Annotated in this window: 19 protein-coding genes; 17 read left to right on the forward strand and 2 right to left on the reverse strand. The window is 34.9% G+C overall.

The features are described from left to right. The gene (locus WG932_RS00570; RefSeq protein WP_483086543.1) at positions 1 to 552 is read right to left on the reverse strand and encodes a dioxygenase family protein; all 552 of its coding nucleotides are present in this window, start codon (positions 550 to 552) and stop codon (positions 1 to 3) included. 82 nt (positions 553 to 634) lie between these two features. Then, entirely contained in the window at positions 635 to 1,462 is an 828-nt protein-coding gene (locus tag WG932_RS00575; RefSeq protein ID WP_483086544.1) for a LytR/AlgR family response regulator transcription factor, read from the reverse strand. A 301-nt stretch (positions 1,463 to 1,763) separates the two neighbouring features. On the opposite strand from WG932_RS00575, the gene WG932_RS00580 reads away from it, so the two are divergent. The 17 genes from WG932_RS00580 (at position 1,764) to WG932_RS00660 (ending at position 17,012) form a co-directional block, all read left to right on the forward strand. Next, positions 1,764 to 2,768: a sulfatase family protein gene (locus WG932_RS00580; protein WP_483086545.1), complete on the forward strand. Its 1,005-nt coding sequence runs from the start codon at positions 1,764 to 1,766 to the stop codon at positions 2,766 to 2,768. Then, a complete protein-coding gene (locus WG932_RS00585; RefSeq protein WP_483086546.1) occupies positions 2,693 to 3,637 on the forward strand; it encodes a HEAT repeat domain-containing protein in 945 nt (314 codons plus the stop codon). The genes WG932_RS00580 and WG932_RS00585 overlap by 76 nt, the downstream gene beginning before the upstream one ends. A 425-nt stretch (positions 3,638 to 4,062) precedes the next feature. Then, positions 4,063 to 5,142 (forward strand): hypothetical protein, encoded by a 1,080-nt coding sequence (locus WG932_RS00590; protein ID WP_483086547.1) that lies wholly within the window; start codon positions 4,063 to 4,065, stop codon positions 5,140 to 5,142. 4 nt (positions 5,143 to 5,146) lie between these two features. Continuing rightward, on the forward strand, positions 5,147 to 5,938 hold the full coding sequence (locus WG932_RS00595) for a restriction endonuclease (RefSeq protein ID WP_483086548.1): 792 nt from the start codon (positions 5,147 to 5,149) through the stop codon (positions 5,936 to 5,938). Between the two features lie 176 nt (positions 5,939 to 6,114). After that, positions 6,115 to 6,693 (forward strand): hypothetical protein, encoded by a 579-nt coding sequence (locus WG932_RS00600; RefSeq protein WP_483086549.1) that lies wholly within the window; start codon positions 6,115 to 6,117, stop codon positions 6,691 to 6,693. A 956-nt stretch (positions 6,694 to 7,649) separates the two neighbouring features. Then, positions 7,650 to 7,898 (forward strand): hypothetical protein, encoded by a 249-nt coding sequence (locus tag WG932_RS00605; RefSeq protein ID WP_483086550.1) that lies wholly within the window; start codon positions 7,650 to 7,652, stop codon positions 7,896 to 7,898. A 205-nt stretch (positions 7,899 to 8,103) separates the two neighbouring features. Further along, positions 8,104 to 8,472 (forward strand): PD-(D/E)XK nuclease family protein, encoded by a 369-nt coding sequence (locus tag WG932_RS00610; RefSeq protein WP_483086551.1) that lies wholly within the window; start codon positions 8,104 to 8,106, stop codon positions 8,470 to 8,472. Further along, positions 8,459 to 9,133: a hypothetical protein gene (locus WG932_RS00615; RefSeq protein WP_483086552.1), complete on the forward strand. Its 675-nt coding sequence runs from the start codon at positions 8,459 to 8,461 to the stop codon at positions 9,131 to 9,133. Before WG932_RS00610 ends, WG932_RS00615 begins: the two co-directional genes overlap by 14 nt. A 626-nt stretch (positions 9,134 to 9,759) precedes the next feature. Next, entirely contained in the window at positions 9,760 to 10,344 is a 585-nt protein-coding gene (locus WG932_RS00620) for a hypothetical protein (protein WP_483086553.1), read from the forward strand. 240 nt (positions 10,345 to 10,584) lie between these two features. Continuing rightward, positions 10,585 to 10,953, forward strand: coding sequence for a type II toxin-antitoxin system RelE/ParE family toxin (locus tag WG932_RS00625; RefSeq protein ID WP_483086554.1), 369 nt, complete (start codon positions 10,585 to 10,587; stop codon positions 10,951 to 10,953). Next, a complete protein-coding gene (locus WG932_RS00630; RefSeq protein ID WP_020891685.1) occupies positions 10,950 to 11,240 on the forward strand; it encodes a helix-turn-helix domain-containing protein in 291 nt (96 codons plus the stop codon). The genes WG932_RS00625 and WG932_RS00630 overlap by 4 nt, the downstream gene beginning before the upstream one ends. A 161-nt stretch (positions 11,241 to 11,401) precedes the next feature. Then, on the forward strand, positions 11,402 to 11,851 hold the full coding sequence (locus WG932_RS00635; RefSeq protein WP_483086555.1) for a hypothetical protein: 450 nt from the start codon (positions 11,402 to 11,404) through the stop codon (positions 11,849 to 11,851). A gap of 554 nt (positions 11,852 to 12,405) precedes the next feature. Continuing rightward, entirely contained in the window at positions 12,406 to 13,299 is an 894-nt protein-coding gene (locus WG932_RS00640) for a hypothetical protein (RefSeq protein ID WP_483086556.1), read from the forward strand. 29 nt (positions 13,300 to 13,328) lie between these two features. Further along, positions 13,329 to 14,162, forward strand: coding sequence for a TIR domain-containing protein (locus WG932_RS00645; protein WP_483086557.1), 834 nt, complete (start codon positions 13,329 to 13,331; stop codon positions 14,160 to 14,162). Between the two features lie 675 nt (positions 14,163 to 14,837). Continuing rightward, on the forward strand, positions 14,838 to 15,071 hold the full coding sequence (locus tag WG932_RS00650) for a hypothetical protein (RefSeq protein ID WP_483086558.1): 234 nt from the start codon (positions 14,838 to 14,840) through the stop codon (positions 15,069 to 15,071). A 12-nt stretch (positions 15,072 to 15,083) separates the two neighbouring features. Next, positions 15,084 to 15,356 carry a hypothetical protein gene (locus tag WG932_RS00655; protein WP_483086559.1) on the forward strand — a complete coding sequence of 91 codons (273 nt, stop codon included), beginning with the start codon at positions 15,084 to 15,086 and terminating at the stop codon, positions 15,354 to 15,356. An 852-nt stretch (positions 15,357 to 16,208) separates the two neighbouring features. Beyond that, positions 16,209 to 17,012, forward strand: a complete 804-nt coding sequence (locus WG932_RS00660) for a GIY-YIG nuclease family protein (protein ID WP_483086560.1) — start codon at positions 16,209 to 16,211, stop codon at positions 17,010 to 17,012. Positions 17,013 to 17,099: the final 87 nt, after the last annotated feature.

Genomic DNA, 17,099 nt, shown 5'->3' on the forward strand with positions numbered 1-17,099 from the left:
TTAATCGCTTGGAAGTAGTAAGTAAGGGATCGTTATCAAAAACAAAATCATCAATATAATATGCCGGAGTTTCCCCTCTTCCTTAACGTACATGTGAATATGGGCAGGTTCTGATCGGTTGGGATAGGTTCCGGGCATTACCGTGAAAATTGAATATTTCCCATCTTTTCCTGTTTTTACCCAACCTCTGATGTATCCATGGGTTTGCCCGAGCTTATTTTTGGGCATGTTGGAGACTTCGGAAGGTTTTGTTGCATATTTTCCGTTGATATTGGTGTGGTAGTAATAAAGAATAGTATTGGCAGCAGGCGTTTGGCCATCTCTCTTATAGACTTTACCGGTCAACAATATCTTTTGGCCTTCTTGGGAATACCCCGGGCTGGTGTCTGTAGGCAAAAGCTGAGCCGGCATTTTGTAATAAATGGGAGGGGATTGATCAAAATCTTGGCTAAGTAAATTATTGTCTACATCCATTTTTGGATGTTGTCCGGTACAATTATGACTGATGCTACAAAGAAGAGGTAGAAGACTATAATAAATTAAACGGTTCATGGGCTGCCTTTTCCTTCAATATAGGAACAACAAATAATGCTTAATCAATGGACCCTATGAAACTCACCCAGTGGAGTAGAAGTCAGTCCCTGTGGAGGAGTTGTTGCCAGTTATTTCTGTAATGCCTACTTAACCGAACCGTTTGGCCATTTTTTAATGAGACATCAAAATCACCGTTTTTTCTTGATTGGAGGCTTTTCACACAAGTGGAGTTAACAATGCTTGACCGGTGAACACGAAGGAAAATTTTTGGGTCGAGGAGAGGTTCAAATTCTTTTAACCTAAGATCCGCCAAGTACTTTTGTTTATCTGTATGAACAAAGAGGTAGGGTTTGTTGGTGGTGATGCATTGGATCTTTGCTGTTGGTAGGAGGAGAATTTTTGAACCTTGGCGAATATTGATTGTTTCCGGATATTGGAGAGGATTGGAGGCCAATACATGTGAATTTGTTGTAATAAATGACCTGTATATTAAAGGTACCAATGAATAAATTAGAAATAGCAACGCGAGCTGGTTGGAAATAGCCGTGTTGAATAGATGAGAAAAATGATGACTTGGTGAATATATAAAATGACTGATGGAGACAAAATACCCGGCAAAAATCAGTGTGTGCAATAAACTGATAACCAAACCCATGGAAAGGGCCAGTAGAAAACGGAAGGAACGCTTCTTTAATGGTAATTTTTTTAGAAGAAGCATTTCAAGGTAAATAAATGGAAATAGGAATACCCAAATGCTATTGTAAAGCATCGACTCAGAAATAAAAAATCCGGTGTTTTGAATTTTACTTGTTAAATAATCTTGGCTAATGGCAAGTCCTACAATGCATAACAGGCCGGTTATAGCGATTTTTTGCCGGCCTAACTTTTGAAAACTATTGATCGATAAAGAAGGATTGGAAGGCTCCATGGTTTTTTGACCTGTATTTACTCCCTAAAATAAGGAATATAACTCACTTTTTTTGATTTTAAATTGTTGAATATCAATTTAATGGGGTCAGGTAATTTAATCCTTGGCTCCATAATTTATAAGAAAGCAATTGGCAATGGAATTACTTATAAAAAGAAACCCATATAATGGCTTGCGAAAATTGATAGCTTCAAACCAACTTATTTTATAGATAAATTTTTTGTTTTCACTTTATACGCTAAATAAATTCAAAAAAATGAGTTTATTTATGTTTTCACGATAATAAATAGTAAAACCCAAAATGAAACATACTTTATATTTTCTTACACTCTTGTTATTTTTTGGATGTGCAAAGGCTGAAGAAAAATTACCTCTCCCCAATATTTTATGGATCACTAGTGAGGACAACAGTCCAATCGCCGGATGCTATGGAGATGAATTTGCCACCACTCCCAATATGGATGCCCTGGCAGCAGAGGGATTTCTTTATACCCATGCCTATGCCAATGTACCGGTCTGTGCCCCGGCCAGAAATACTATTTTGACAGGTATTTACGCGATCTCGGGTGGAAACCAGCATATGAGGAGTTATTATGACAAATCGGATGAAGTGAAGTTCTATCCACAAATATTACGAGAGGCAGGTTATTATGCCACTAATAATTCCAAAGAAGACTACAATATCAACCCAGCGCAAAATGTAAACATTTGGGACGACTCAAGTAAAGATGCGCACTATAAAAACAGACCTGAAGGGAAGCCATTTTTTGCTGTTTTTAACAGTACCATCTCTCATGAAAGTTCGATTCACAAATCCATTCCCAATGAAGACTTAAGGCACAGTCCTGAGGAGGTTACCTTACCTCCTTATCATCCGGATACTCCGGAAATGCGCCATGATTGGGCTCAATATTATGACAAGGTGGAGGACATGGATAAAAAAATCGGCGAGATTCTTCAAGAATTGGAAGAAAGTGGAGAAGCGGAAAACACCATTGTTTTTTATTATGGCGATCATGGTGGGGTATTGGCCAGGAGCAAGCGCTATGTGTATGAAACCGGTACCCGCGTGCCATTTATTGTGCGAATCCCTGAAAAATACAAGCACTTGTTTCCTTCCGAAAAACCGGGTGATAAAGTAGATCGAATGATCAGTTTCGTGGATTTATTTCCTACACTGCTAAGCATTATCGGCACCGATATTCCTGACTACCTGCAAGGAAAAGCCTTTTGGGAGAGAAGAAAACAGAAGATCCTGAATATGTATTTATGTTTCGGGGTAGAATGGATGAGCGCTATGACATGAGTAGGGCAGTACGTGACCAAAAATTCAGGTATATCCGTAACTATATCCCTTACAGGGTTTATGGGCAATATTTAGAATACTTATTCAGGGCACCATCGATTAGGTCTTGGCAAGCTGCTTTTAAAGCCGGAGAGTTGAACCCCATTCAATCGGCCTTTTGGAATACCAAGCCTGCGGAAGAATTGTATGATACGGAAAATGATCCATGGGAAGTAAATAATCTGGCCAATGATCCCGAATACCGTGAGGTATTGGAGCGGATGCGTGGAGCGGCCAAAGAGTGGATGTTGGAAATTCACGATACCGGATTTATCCCCGAAGCGGAGTTGATAGACAGAACGGAAGGCACTACTGCCTATGATTATATGCGCAACTCCGATATCAATTTGGAGCAATTGATAGAAGCCGCCAATTTGGCCTCAACAGCCAAAGAAGAAGACCTTTCCCAATTGATGGACTTACTGAACTCGGAGGAAGCCGCTAAACGGTACTGGGGAGCTACCGGATTATTGATTTTGGGAGAAAAGGCCAGGCCGGCTTTGGGTGCACTGGAGAAAGCCTTAAATGATTCCTCTCCAATTGTCAAGTCAGTTGCTGCAGAAGCCCTGTACAATTTGGGTGAAAAAGACAAAGCATGGCAAGCCTTGGCCGAGGTATTAAAAGCGCCCAATTCTTTTGCCAGAACCCATGCTTTAAATGTAATAGACTGCATAGAAGACGATTCCGAATTTAGCCACAAAGCAGTACTAGGAATGATCGGAGCTACAGAAGAATTGAACCGCAACCATTACGATCTACGTGCAGCCAAAGGTTTATTGGACAAATGGCACATTGACCCAGCGGACCATGGTTTCAAAATGGATTGGTAAAAAAAGACTTTTTATTTAAAGCTATGCACAAGTTTATCCTGGTTTTTATGTGGGAGGGTATTATTGGGAAAGGAGCTTGGGAGAAGTATTGAGATTCGCTGCGGAATAAGCTGGTATTAAAAAGCCTTTTACTCCCTATTTGTTATTGCATTCCTATGCTACTCATTTGCATGAAGGGGAGCTGATACAAACAGGAGCTACATGGACATCAAAGCAGTAATACCACAGAGATTGATACATAGCTAAGTATTCGGGGAATTAAAGAAATCCGGTGTCCGATTTAGGACAAGGATATAAAAGTATAAAAGGAAATAAAACTGCACCAAGTCAACAAAATATGGTAGTGTTTTGAAGATAAACTGGGTCTATAGATGAGTTAGCTGAAACCACAGAAAATCACATATTTAATAATTTATAATAACAATATGAAACTAAATCCATTTGAAGTCGAATTAAAAAAGATAATGATTGACCCATTTAATCCAAGGTTTGTTAATGAAAAAATAGTCTCTCAGGAATCATTAATAAATGAAATGTTGCAATCTTCACAATCCAAGGAATTATTAAAAAGCATGCAACAAGATATAAAATGGGTTAATAGAATTGTTATTCAAAAAATTGAAACACACCAATTTTCTGAAAAATTAAATAAAACAAGTAATAACTTCGAATACATTGTTATTGAAGGGAATACAAGAATAAGTTGTTTAAAATCAGGTAAAATACCTGGATATGATGATCTAACAAAAATTCCAGTATTATTGGCAGAAATTGTAGATGGAGAATTTAAAGAAGAATTTTGGAAACAAGTAAGAGTTACACAAGGAATTGCAAATGTAACAATCGTCAAAGAATGGAGCCAAGTTGCAAAAGCAAAACATTTGAACGCATTATACCAAGATTCTATTGAAGGTAAACGTTCTCATGATGTATATAAGCTTATTTCAAACGAATTAGGAATTGGATTAAAAGAAGTGCGTGAGTCTGTTATTAGATATAATATTTTCTCAAAAATAGCAGAATTATCAGAGCCTATATCTGATGATCATTGGGGTTATTTAGAAGCTTTTGATAAAAATGTTTCTATCCGTGAAAAAATAGGGATTAACAAAGATACTAATGAATTTGAGGATAATGATGAAGAATATTATGAAGAAATTTTAATACAAATTCCAAAATTAATTAGTCAAGCTTTACATCAAGGGTTAAATACTAAACAATTTAGAGATATCATAATAGATATTTCAAAAGAGATAGAATCCTCAGAAGATTTTAATACGCTAATAAATGATATACTGGATCCCTCTTCACCAACTTTACTTATCAATTTAAGTAAAAAAGGAAAAATTGTTAGTGATAAAGAGCAATGGGAGATTGACCTAGATCAAATGTTTGACAAAATTTCGAGTTTCCCTAGTGTTCAAGATTGGGCTATAGATTTAAAAGAAAAACTAGAAAGTATAAATTCTAAAATATCAAAACATTTACAAATAATTACAAGCTAACTATATGAAAGTAGAGGACTTGGTCAACTTGATTATTAGCTTTAATTGGGCAGGTAAAGTAAATTTGGAAAACTTGATTATTGATGTTTCTCATACTTTAATTCCGAATTATGAAGTTAGAGAATTTGTTATTGATAATTATGCAGATTCAAGAAATAACAATTTCAAAAGGTTAATTAAGCATATTAATTCTGTTAATAGTTCAAATTCATATTTTCAAAAGATTTCTATTTGTGAAGAATTAGATGGATACTATATTGAAAAGCAAACACAAAGTAATGAACAAATCGGTAAATATTTAGAAGTTATTAAGTTTCTCAATAGAATTGATTTGCAAAAGAATAAAGGGATAGTATATGAAGATTTTTGTAAGCTTTTTTTAGAAGATTTGGGAATAAAATGTAATAAGACACGAGTAACAAATGATAAAGGAATTGACATACTTGGTAGTTTTAAAGTTAGACTTTCAGAAGAAATAGGAGATTTAGTGTTTGATGAAGACATATATTTGTTGATACAAACTAAGTATTTTAATAAAAGAATTGATACACCGGTAATTAGGAAACTAGTTGGTGATTCTTTATTCATTAGGTTTGATGAACTTGAATATTTAGAAATTAACCATAATGCTTTTCATTTAATTGTTTTTTCACATTTTGGGTATACAGAACCAGCAATAAAATTTGCAGAAAAGAACAAAATTAAATTATTTGATTCAACTAAACTGGCGCACGTAATTTCTGAAAAACCCGATAAAGATTGGGAATGTATGAAACTAGTTCTAAAAAATAAGTGACATCAGCTAACATCACCTTTGATACAGCGGGCAGTTTCGATTAAATATTAAAATCAGTATCTTTAAGAAGTTAGGAGTAGATTGGAAGAGAACGGATTCGATTGCCTGCCGCCTCCAAGCTGAAACACGTTAGGCACAAGTCGCCCAGCGAATGAGTATATAATAATATTACGATAATGGATTTAAAGTTAGAAATTGAAAAATTAGGCAAAGATTTAACTGCTTCGGTTGGTGATGAAATAATTGAAGTGAGCCATAAGGACTTTCTTTTTGATTATGATTTTTACCGTTTAGACAATGACAACGACACTTTATCAAGAATTAAAGATTTCCTATCTTATGATTACGTTGAAGGGCGAAGTGTTAGAAAAAAGGATTATTACGAAGCAGTAATCGCCGTTAAGAATTATTATTTATACGGAGGGTTCGAGGATGATTTAGATATTGAGGCGACAAATTTCAAAGATTCAGATATATACTATTCTATTGGTGAATTATCGGATGATTTAGGTAAATTCCTATATGAGACAATTACATGGGATAATTTTTCTACGGAATACTTTATTAGTTTAAAAATATTTAACGCAAATACAGTATTAAGGATTGACTCAGAAGATGAAATAAAGAAAGTTTGGAATGCTCTAGCTCAAAGGGTTTTCTTTGAGTTACATCATAATCATAATTTACAAGTTGAGTTACTTAACTTATCCGACTATGAAAAATATGATACCTACTACTATGAGGAAAAAAGGTAGGTCCGATTGATAGTACTGTAATCACCTTTGACCAGTTTGATAATGATTTGATATCATATTATAACAGAGCTTCAATAATGGTAGAGAGTGAATTTATGTATTTGGCATATTTTCAAGTATTGGAGTGCATTTTTGATGAAGTATATAAATATGAAACAATCCAAGATGTAAAGGGAATTTTACAATCTAACTGGTTCTCAAATACGAATAATGATGATATTGACTCCTAATAAATATCGTTGACAGGTACAATAAAGACAAAAATGACAGAAATAAAACAAAACTTGTTCTCGAAAAATATTTTAAAGGAGAATTGCATGATGAAGCATATTTATTAGTTAATAAGGAGATTATTGCATTATTAACAGATATGAAACTCATAAAGAAAAAGGAAGATATTAAAGACCTTCAAATGCTAGCAAATATCATTTATGATTATAGATGTAATTGTACTCATTCCAATAGGTCATACCCGATAAAACAGACGACGATAATATCTAATGACAACCTTGAGAAATATATTACTTTGATAAGAAAGATATCTGAAAGAATAATATTAAACTATAAAAGGAACTAAGCCCAGTGCCTAACAATAAATATTGGTCATTTGTCGGATAGTGCTAAATTTGAGCATGTTAACATTTAATAAAATTTATAACCGTTTGATAGGTTGGTGTTTCAAAATGCTAAACGCTCCATATTCTCAACGTAAGCCATTTGAACAAACCAAGAAACATATGATATACATTTATACTTTTGGGCTTCTATTAATTTCTTTTCAGACTTTTTTACAAATCTAATTTTTCGTAAATACTGAACTTCTTAACGTTAGAAGTGGCGAAGGGACGGGGTGTGATGTTGTTGGACAGGTTAAACTAAATGAAAAAGTCATAGAAATTTCAAAATCAGGAAATTGTTCGGAAAATAAGACAGAAGAATTTCAAAGCTTTGTATCATTGAATTACATTACTTCAATCAATGGTAAATCGGAAGAAAAAGAAGATGGTAATTCATTAATTGGTTGGTTAATTGGGCTTGGTATTATTGGCTATATTTTAAACAAGGTAAAAAGTTTCATATCCCGATTGTTCGGTGGTAAATCATCAAAAACAGTAAGAAGAGAAAGCTCAACATCGCCAGAAATAAAACATGAGATGTCAGGAAATAGTGCTGGTTATAGATTTAGGGTTAAGGGAAATGGATGAGGTGGAGGGGTGAAATATGGCGATGGTATCAATGTGAAAGTTGCCGTTACTGGTTTGGGTTCTAGTGGCTCACCTTTTAATAATATTGTTGAGAAAAATTCGTTCAAGAATTCACAAGAAAATATAATATTGAACCTCGTTTCCATTCTAGTATTAAAATGTTATTTAGACGCGACAGACTTCACATGGAAATACTATAAATTATATGAAACCAAATATTTTCAATATTGCAACCAAAGAATTAAACCAAGATGCTTTTCTGACTTGGCTACTTCAATATTCAGACAATGAATGTAGAAACACAAATGAGTTTTTAAATACTTGTGGTAAAGATTTTATTACGAGTTTAATTAAGAGTCAAATACCAAATTTCAATGAAGAAATAGTAAATGTTGAGGCTGGAAGACAATGGCAAAAAATTGATGTTTGGGCAACTATAAATGAGAAATATTTAATAATAATTGAGGATAAAACTTTCAGTTCCTTTCATTCCAACCAGTTAGCTCGTTACAAACAAATAGCAATTGATTGGTGTTTGGAAAAAAATACATTGAACCAATTTGTATTTACCTAAAAACTGGAAACGAATCGATGCGGAATTTAGATTTTGTAGTGAAACAAGGTTTTTAATTTTTAAAAGGCAAGATTTTTTAAAGATTTTAGAAAAATACACAGAAATCAATAATGATATTTTTATCGATTTTAAAGAAAGACTTGCAAAATTAGAATATTCTAACAATCAATACACGAATAAAATTATTGGCGATTGGAATGGCGCAGATTGGCAAGGATTCTATCAATTTTTAGAAAAAGAAATCGGTTTGGTAAATTGGCATTACGTAAATAATCAAAATGGCGGATTTTGGAATGCTGTTTTAAATTGGGACTATTGGGATATATTCCCTGTTTTTCTCCAAATAGAACAGGGAAATTTATGTTTTAAAATTTCAACAGACCCAAAAGAATTGGAAATGCCTGAAAATATAACAAGAAGTCAAATTCGTAATAAAATCTATCACTTGATTACAGAAAGCTCAAAAAAAGAAGGTTTAGGCAAAATTAAAAGACCTGACCGATTTGGGCACGGAAAATATATGACTGTTGCAATTGTCAAAAAACACGATTGGCTTGGTGAAAAAGATGACAAAATTGACGCTATGAAATTAGCCGAAACATTAAAAGAATATAAGAAGTTTTTAAAACGAACCGTAGAAAATTCGGTTTACAACAATTAAGCTATAATTATGCGATTAAGGCTTCGGTTCATTGTAGTCCCGATCGATCGGGATCGGGCTCAGTCTCCGGTAGCTTTCTGCTATGGGGATTGGATTGGTTTTGTTGGGTAATTCAGGGAATTAGGTGGCAGTAAAATTATTAAAAAGTAGACGAATTGATTGTCTAGTAGCACTTTTAAGTACTTGCTTTATTGATTTTTGAGGTCTTATAAAACCTAATGAATAGGTGTTCCAAGGCTTCCAGTGAAGCCTTTTTGATAAAGTGTGATTATTGGCGAGTTTATGCATTTTTAAGTTGGCGTAAAGGTGGTACTTGCTCTGGGACGATTAGCTTGGTTGTATTAAGCGTTTCAATTCCACAGCAGTGGCACCTTTCAGGATTGTAATTGAGCTTTTCCTTCGCAATCTGTACCCAAGAGTATGTCTTGAACCTATGACAGGTAGATTTATATGTAAAGCAAATAAAGAAAGCTGTCGGCAAGCCGTAGGAGGGAAAACTTTATAGCCTGTCCTTTGTTTTACAGGATATGGTTTGATGAAGGGGGTGCTGATAATTATCTTCTTATTATTATCTTTATAGGTAATAATAAAGTAAGTTCTTAGGCACTACTCTACGACATAATAATATGAAGATTCCTTACCTTATATCGTTATCTTTTTCAATTATTACTTCAAGTTTTTACGATTTTAATGAAAATGCTTCAAATGCTCATTATAGGGAAATCGTTGAAGTTGTAAGAGTCATAATTAAGGAGAACCTATTTCAAGAAAACTTCCCTGATTTTGAAATTTACGCACAATTACCCAAATATATTTCAAGAAAAGGATGGGAAGAATTCACACCTGGGCCTCCGCCCGGTTCCCCGTACATTTTTCCTGATATCGAACAAATTTTAAAATCAAATATGCCAAGCTATGTTATGTCAAATGAGGATTTTCAGTTTTTTAAAGAGCAAGAAGAGACTAATATGGAAGTATGGCTTAGCCAGTTAGATTTTCCAGATTATATATTAGCCAAAAAGGGAAATCCAATACCTAATGAGTATGTTTATTTTAGTATTCCGGTATTTAATTTTGATAAAAGTATTGGATTTGTACGTTTTGGCTTTGTATGTGGCGGAGAGTGCGGTTGGGGTGGTGAAATGATTTTAAAAAAGGACAAGACTGATAAATGGAGAATCGTTAACGAAATAATTAATGGGGTAAGTTAAATAAAATACTTTGTCCAATAACCAAGCATTCTGCCTGTTGGCCCTTCGACCCTTCGGCACCCTTCGACTCCGCTCAGGGGCCGTGCTCAGGGACCACAGGCTCAGGGATCATGTTCAGGGTTAAGATTATTGTATCGAGACGAAATACTTAATTTAACAAATAATAATTTGCCGATAGGGGTTACTTATCAACAAGTTTTAAATTTTGAAAATAGTAACTTTTAAGTTACATTTACGTCTATGGATAAAGTAAGGGAAGTCATAGCCTACCAAGACCATTTTGAGAAATTTCTGAGAAAACAGACGGAAAAAGTTCAAAATAAAATCTATAAGGTGATTGAGGCTATTGAGACCCTGGAAAGAGTACCTAAAACTTACTTAAAACCTATCAAGACCAAGAAAGGGTTATTTGAAGCCCGTATTCAGTTGGGTTCAAACATTTGGAGGGTATTTTGTTTTTTTGACGAAGGCAAGCTTGTTGTTTTATTAAATGGCTTTCAAAAGAAATCACAAAAAACACCTCCCAAGGAAATTGAAAAAGCGGATAGGTTGATGGACCAATACTTTTCCGAAAAAGAATCAGAAAATAAGAAAAGGACGAAACCATGAATACGAAAAGCTGGAAAGACATAAAAGAGGATGTGTATGGAATGAAAGGCACACCCAGAAGAGATGAACTTGATAGAGATTTTGAATCCTTTAAAATCGGTGTATTATTGAAGAAAGCCAGAGAGGACAAGAATTTGACCCAGGAACAACTGGCAGAATTAGTAGATAAGAAAAGAACCTATATTTCAAGAGTTGAAAATAACGGAAGCAACCTCACGCTAAAAACGCTCTTCGACATAGTAGAAAAAGGATTGGGAGGAAAAGTCAAAATTACTATTGAAGTTTGACAACAAAAAAATACACGCTATAACCTCAGCATGGATACAGCGGGCGGTTCCGATTAAATAGCAAAATCAATAGCTTTAGGAGGTTAGTAGTAGGTTGGAAGAGAACGTCTCCAAATGCCCTCCGGCTTAAAGCTGGACCCCGTTGTGGTGCATTATCTGCAATGATGAATAAAATTACAATACTTGCTCTTGCCTTAACGCTACATTCCTGCGCAACTAGCACATCGGAACAAAAATCTAACGTCTTAGAACTTGAGATTGATGCGCCATTATTAATCGAATTCGAGACTCAAGAAACTGAGCTCAGTGATGCACTCGATTTAATTATTGGACATTTAAGGGCAAAGAATGCTCCTCTTGACAGCCTTTATCTAATGGGGTATCAAACTGACACGATACCATGGAAATTTGATATAGGACACTATCAGAATTTTGCCTCAAGAGCCCTTGTTATGCAAGATAATGCTAGGGTTGATTCGATTCTGAAATACGATACAGTTGAATTTATGGAGCCGATCTATATCCCTCCAACAGGAAACTTAAGTGGTTATGAGAGATTCATTCTCTATAACCCTGAAACTGGTGAACTCAATGACTTCTTATATCAATGAAAAGTGAACGCATGCCAATTACTACGCATTCTGCCGGTTGACCCTTCGACCCTTCGCCACCCTTCGACTCCGCTCAGGAGCCATGCTCAGGGATCACAGGCTTAGGAACAGTGCTCAGGGGACAGTTCATCATACCGAGTATTAGGGTTACTTTAAGGTATGGTTTTCCCTCTTTTGTTTTTTGCGCCTGGGGAATAGAAAAGTAGGTGGGTGTAGGTTGTTTCTTTGCATTTTTTTTAGGTGATAAATGGGGCTTTTCTGATGGTTTAAGCGGGATTTTTGGGCTGTTATTACCATTTTAAAATACCTTTCCCATTAAACTATTTATTTCTTGTAGTTTGGTTTCTAAACCTTTATACAAACCAAGCAGATCTAACTGTAAAGTCATTTTAATGCCATTTCCATTAAAAATATGGTCTCTCCCTTAGATTCCTTGACCGAAACACTTAATTTGTCAAATAATTAGCCGAGGGGATTAGTGAATAGGCCATATCTACGTAACTCCTAGTCCAAAAAGGTATATATACAGTTGTTATGGCATAAAAATCAAGATCATGTCAGAATTCAAACCACTTGAAAGATCACTTGAAGCAAATTGGTTGATAGGTCAAATTGAAAATTTAGTTCGGTCAGCCAAAAAATTTAAAGATTCAAGCCTTGTTATTTATGCAGCTCTTGAAACTAGAAATCTATTTGAACGACTAGAGTTCGAACTTTTAGCAATTGCAGCAAGAGGTACAGAAACAGAGGAATTCCTGAATGGCATTCGCGGTAAAACAGGTATTCAGCAGACGAACAAGAAGTATAAAATACTGAAATATCGCTATCAATCATTCTCTAGTGCCGCAACTAAAGCAATTTTTGAAGGTGGAACTCTCAACAAGTTTGACTACAAAAAATCGGATCAATATTGCATTGATCTTTCCCAATATGTCCATACATATTCTCGAATGCCTGAAGACATGGTATTCGGTAGTGACTTTATTAATTCGGGTATTGAACTTGTAGAAGAGTCAGTCACCTACCTAATGACCGAGTTCTTTGAGATTATTGATGGCGGATTAACATACGGTGTTTTCGACTTTAACACCCTAACTCCATCAGTAAGGGATGAATTTGAAAACTGGCTGAACGGGGTTGATGAGAACGAAGAAGCATTACTGGAACGACTAACGGACATTAACAACAAAGAACACGGGGGGCGAAGACCAGAATATCTTTTAACGAAGAATAAACTCGCCCTAACAATATGTATGAAGGTATATGCTTGGGTGCTTTCTACAGCCTGCATCAGAAATAAACCGTTTTCTCTGCCACCGAAAAACTGTTATGCTGTATGGGGATTTTTATTCTTCAGAACGCAGTCCTTTCTACTAATTTTGGATTCACAGGCAGACTTTACTATTTTGGAGCTATTAGCCAAGTGGGTGCACAAGCCTCAAACATAGGTGTTTTGGTTAATATTAAAAAGGACTCTATGAATTACCATGTACGAATTTCACTTAAATCACAAAAGTCAAGTGATGAAACAAAAACCGACTTTACTGAGGAACAACTAAAAGTTCGGATTTTGAAACCCTATGAACAAGGAGAGCCGATAATAATCAATGGGAAGACGATACAGCCGAATGACATCGATAGAATTAGAATAAGCAAAAGTAGTGAAACAAGCAAGCAAATAATTCAACGAATAAAGGCTGAGGATAGGGCTAGTACTGTAGCATTTATAGGTGGACCAAGTTATTCATGGCGTTCGGCATCAAAAGCCCAGGATGTAACAGATGAATTGATACAAGGACCAGTAGGTTATAAAAAAGGAAAGGAAATAAAAGCGATATCCAAAACAGAAAAGAAATCTAATAACAAGGTTTTTGTGGTACATGGTCATGATTCTGAATTGAAAAATGATGTAGATATTTTTCTTCGAGATATCGGCCTTGAACCAGTAATTCTCCACCGGAAAGCTGATGAAGGTCTAACAATAATTGAAAAGTTTGAGAAACATTCAGACGTAGTGTACGCTTTTATTCTATTAACTCCGGACGATATTGGAATGACTGTAGATGAATACAATAAGCAACAAGATAAAAGGAAAATTGAGTATAGAGCCCGGCAGAATGTCATTTTTGAATTTGGTTACTTCACTGCAAAACTAGGAAGAAGAAATGTTTGCTGCATTTATAAAGAAGGTGTTACTCTTCCTAATGACGTTTCGGGACTTCTTTATAAAAAGGTGTCAGATACCATAGACTCAATTGGCTATGAGATAATTAAAGAATTAAAGGCAATTGGATTAAAAATAGAAATGTAAAAAAATCTAGCTACAATAACCAAGCATTCTGACGGCTGGCCCTTCGACCCTTCGGCACCCTTCGACTCCGCTCAGGGACCAGGCTCAGGGACCGTGCTCAGGGACTAGATTATCGTACCGAGAATTAGGGTTACTTTGAGGTATGGTTTTCCCTCTTTTGTTTTTTAGCGTTAGTGGAATAAAAAAGTAGGTGGTTGTAGGTTGTTTCTTTGCATTTTTTTTAGGTGATCAATGGGGCTTTTCTGGTGGATTAAGCCTGGGTTTTAGGCTGTTTTTACCATTTGGAAATACCTGTCCCATTAAGCTATTTGATCCTTACTGTTTTGCTTCTAAACCTTTATACAAACCAAATAGATCTAACTGGAAAGTCATTTTATAGCCATTTTCATTAGAAAGGTGGTCTTTCCCTTAGATTCTTTGACCGAAACACTTAATTTGATAAATAATTACATGCCGAAGGGGTTGGGGGCTTAGTTGATATATACGTAACTCTGAGGCTAAATAGGTTTATTTACAATTGTTGGTTTTAATTTGAAAAAACGAAACATGAAAATATTATTGTACATATTGACACCAATAGGTGCCTTCATTATTAATCTTCTACTAGGTATCATAACACCAATTATTACCTTACCTATTACATGGATAATTGGCAAAGTTCAAAATAATCCAGCCATGTATAGATTCCGACCTGACATGGTAATACAAGGAATTGTCAGGGGATTTCTTGTTGTTTATTTAACTTCTTATCTTGAGGCGGAAATAAGCTTTTGGTGGATTGTAGCGACAATGGTTTTATTATCGTATTTAAGTATATCTGCATGGGACAGAGCAAAGCCAGACGCATATGAGTTCAGTCTTAATGTTTCACCAATTTTTGGTTTCATAATTGGTCTTTTCGCCATCTAATTAAACAAACCTATGAATATTAAAAAATTCATCTACGAGTTTCTAGGATTTGCGACCTTTTACAGCTTCGCAGGTTTAATACTTGGATTTGATTCCACTATAACCTGCATCATTTTAGGTATAATAGGTGCGGTTGCAGGTAAATTTGTTAGCAAAGTGAATGGCTTTTTTATTGACGAAATAATTGAACATGAAATAGTAAATGAAAATGAAGGCAATGTTGATGTTACATTCACATTAAAAGCTGACTATAAGATAAAGCCTATTATTCTTTTTGGCTCCTAAACTGCAAATAAGATGTTTGATACCCAGACATTATCAACTCTACTTTATAATGAGTTCTATGATTCTCATTACAAACAGGTACTGAATATTGGTTTGGTAAGCATAATAGTAGGACCTAAAGAAGAAATAGTAGAAATAAAAATTAAAAACTAAAGCCAATAAAACCTATATGCAATGCAGGTTAACAGTAAAGCCGAAAGGTCGGTGCATCTATTCCGCCATAGGTTCGCTTTGACGTTTTGTTGAATAAATTTAAAAACACAAAACGCAGCTTTGGCTACCGTCCGTGCAAATTTGAAAAGTTAAGATTTTTTAATCCCGCACTGAGCATAGCCAAACCGTTAGTGTGCCACGAAGCTGTGGTAATCCAGTAGGTGTAAATCCTAGCTAAATAATTTGCTGTTCATCAAGAAGAGCTATTGACAGTTACACCCGAAAGCGTTTCGCTGAAGCTCGGTATGCTAAAATGTGCAAGCCAAATACATAAGCGTGAACCCATAGTTGTTTAATAAGTGTATCTGTAGATGGGGAGTGTTTTGATACCGATTTTTTAGAAAAACTCTGGAACATTTCATGGGTTAACAGCAATGTGAAGTGTAATGGGCTATATGAGTCATAGGGGTGGGGTGGGTATAGATTGATGATACCTATGCTGGGTAAACTTATGTGAAAAGCAAATAAAGAAGGCTATCGGTAATCCCTATGAGGGAAAACTTCATAGCCTGTCTTGTATTTAATAGGTTATGGTTTGATGAAGGGGGCTGATAGTTTACTTCTTCTTATTATCTTTATAGGTATTAATAAAGTAGGTTGTTAGGTGCTACTCTACGATCTAATGATTAAATCGCAGATATGAAAGATGAATTTAAAGATAGAATTAGCTACATGACTTACAAAGATATATGTACCTTTTATCGAATTCATAAGGTAGTTGAATTGAACAATGTTATTGAAGGGTTTAAAAGCCTCTTCTTTACTATCGCATTTACAGAGGAAGAAAGCTTAAATGATTATTCATTAATATTCATTGGAAATCAACCTGAAATTAGTGGTTTAGTTTTGAAATCGGGAAGAAATTTAAAAAACAGAGACGAATACACCTTAAGATTTGCCAGAGCTATTGAAAACGAATTCCCCAAATTAAATACCTTGGAGATTTTTAATACCTTTCAATCCAAAGTCCAACAAGTTTATGAAAATTATGGTATCGTTTGTATTCCAGAATACATATTTAAGTTTGGGAGTTCAATTTCTATATTACTTCCATTCAACAAACATGGAGTTGACAGAATTTTAAGAATAGATATTTGGAGTTTTTATAGATCATTTTTTAAAAGAAATAGAAAAGTCTTTGAAAAAGATAAATCACCAAAGATTTATTTGATGTATGATAGAAAAGAAAATTTGATAAAAATCGGAGAAACAAAAGGGATGCTTAAGAAGAGAAAAAAGGATGTTGCTGAAGCAACTTTAAGAGGGATTGACCCGATGATTGAATTAATCACCGCATGGGAAGCACCTAAGGAAATTGAAAATAAATTACATGAATATTTCAATAGCAAAAGAACTAGAGGTGAGTGGTTTAAACTAAAAGCTATAGATATTGAGGAAATTGACAAAATTATGTCAAAATTTGAAATGATATACATAAGTTAATGGACACGAGGGCTAACATATTGTATGATGATCAGTCTCGCTAACGCTTCGTCCGCCACATACACCTGACCGTTAGCATTAATACGT

The organism is Cyclobacterium sp. SOCE241, from assembly GCF_056867545.1.

Bases quoted from the DNA above. Each gene is read 5' to 3' on its own strand.
- WG932_RS00575 (WP_483086544.1), bottom strand. From the start codon at position 1,462: ATGGAGCCTTCCAATCCTTCTTTATCGATCAATAGTTTTCAAAAGTTA.
- WG932_RS00610 (WP_483086551.1), top strand. From the start codon at position 8,104: ATGAAACCAAATATTTTCAATATTGCAACCAAAGAATTAAACCAAGAT.
- WG932_RS00660 (WP_483086560.1), top strand. From the start codon at position 16,209: ATGAAAGATGAATTTAAAGATAGAATTAGCTACATGACTTACAAAGAT.
- WG932_RS00625 (WP_483086554.1), top strand. From the start codon at position 10,585: ATGGATAAAGTAAGGGAAGTCATAGCCTACCAAGACCATTTTGAGAAA.
- WG932_RS00655 (WP_483086559.1), top strand. From the start codon at position 15,084: ATGAATATTAAAAAATTCATCTACGAGTTTCTAGGATTTGCGACCTTT.
- WG932_RS00620 (WP_483086553.1), top strand. From the start codon at position 9,760: ATGAAGATTCCTTACCTTATATCGTTATCTTTTTCAATTATTACTTCA.
- WG932_RS00640 (WP_483086556.1), top strand. From the start codon at position 12,406: ATGTCAGAATTCAAACCACTTGAAAGATCACTTGAAGCAAATTGGTTG.
- WG932_RS00600 (WP_483086549.1), top strand. From the start codon at position 6,115: ATGGATTTAAAGTTAGAAATTGAAAAATTAGGCAAAGATTTAACTGCT.
- WG932_RS00580 (WP_483086545.1), top strand. From the start codon at position 1,764: ATGAAACATACTTTATATTTTCTTACACTCTTGTTATTTTTTGGATGT.
- WG932_RS00570 (WP_483086543.1), bottom strand. From the start codon at position 552: ATGAACCGTTTAATTTATTATAGTCTTCTACCTCTTCTTTGTAGCATC.
- WG932_RS00635 (WP_483086555.1), top strand. From the start codon at position 11,402: ATGATGAATAAAATTACAATACTTGCTCTTGCCTTAACGCTACATTCC.
- WG932_RS00595 (WP_483086548.1), top strand. From the start codon at position 5,147: ATGAAAGTAGAGGACTTGGTCAACTTGATTATTAGCTTTAATTGGGCA.
- WG932_RS00650 (WP_483086558.1), top strand. From the start codon at position 14,838: ATGTATAGATTCCGACCTGACATGGTAATACAAGGAATTGTCAGGGGA.
- WG932_RS00645 (WP_483086557.1), top strand. From the start codon at position 13,329: ATGAATTACCATGTACGAATTTCACTTAAATCACAAAAGTCAAGTGAT.
- WG932_RS00630 (WP_020891685.1), top strand. From the start codon at position 10,950: ATGAATACGAAAAGCTGGAAAGACATAAAAGAGGATGTGTATGGAATG.
- WG932_RS00590 (WP_483086547.1), top strand. From the start codon at position 4,063: ATGAAACTAAATCCATTTGAAGTCGAATTAAAAAAGATAATGATTGAC.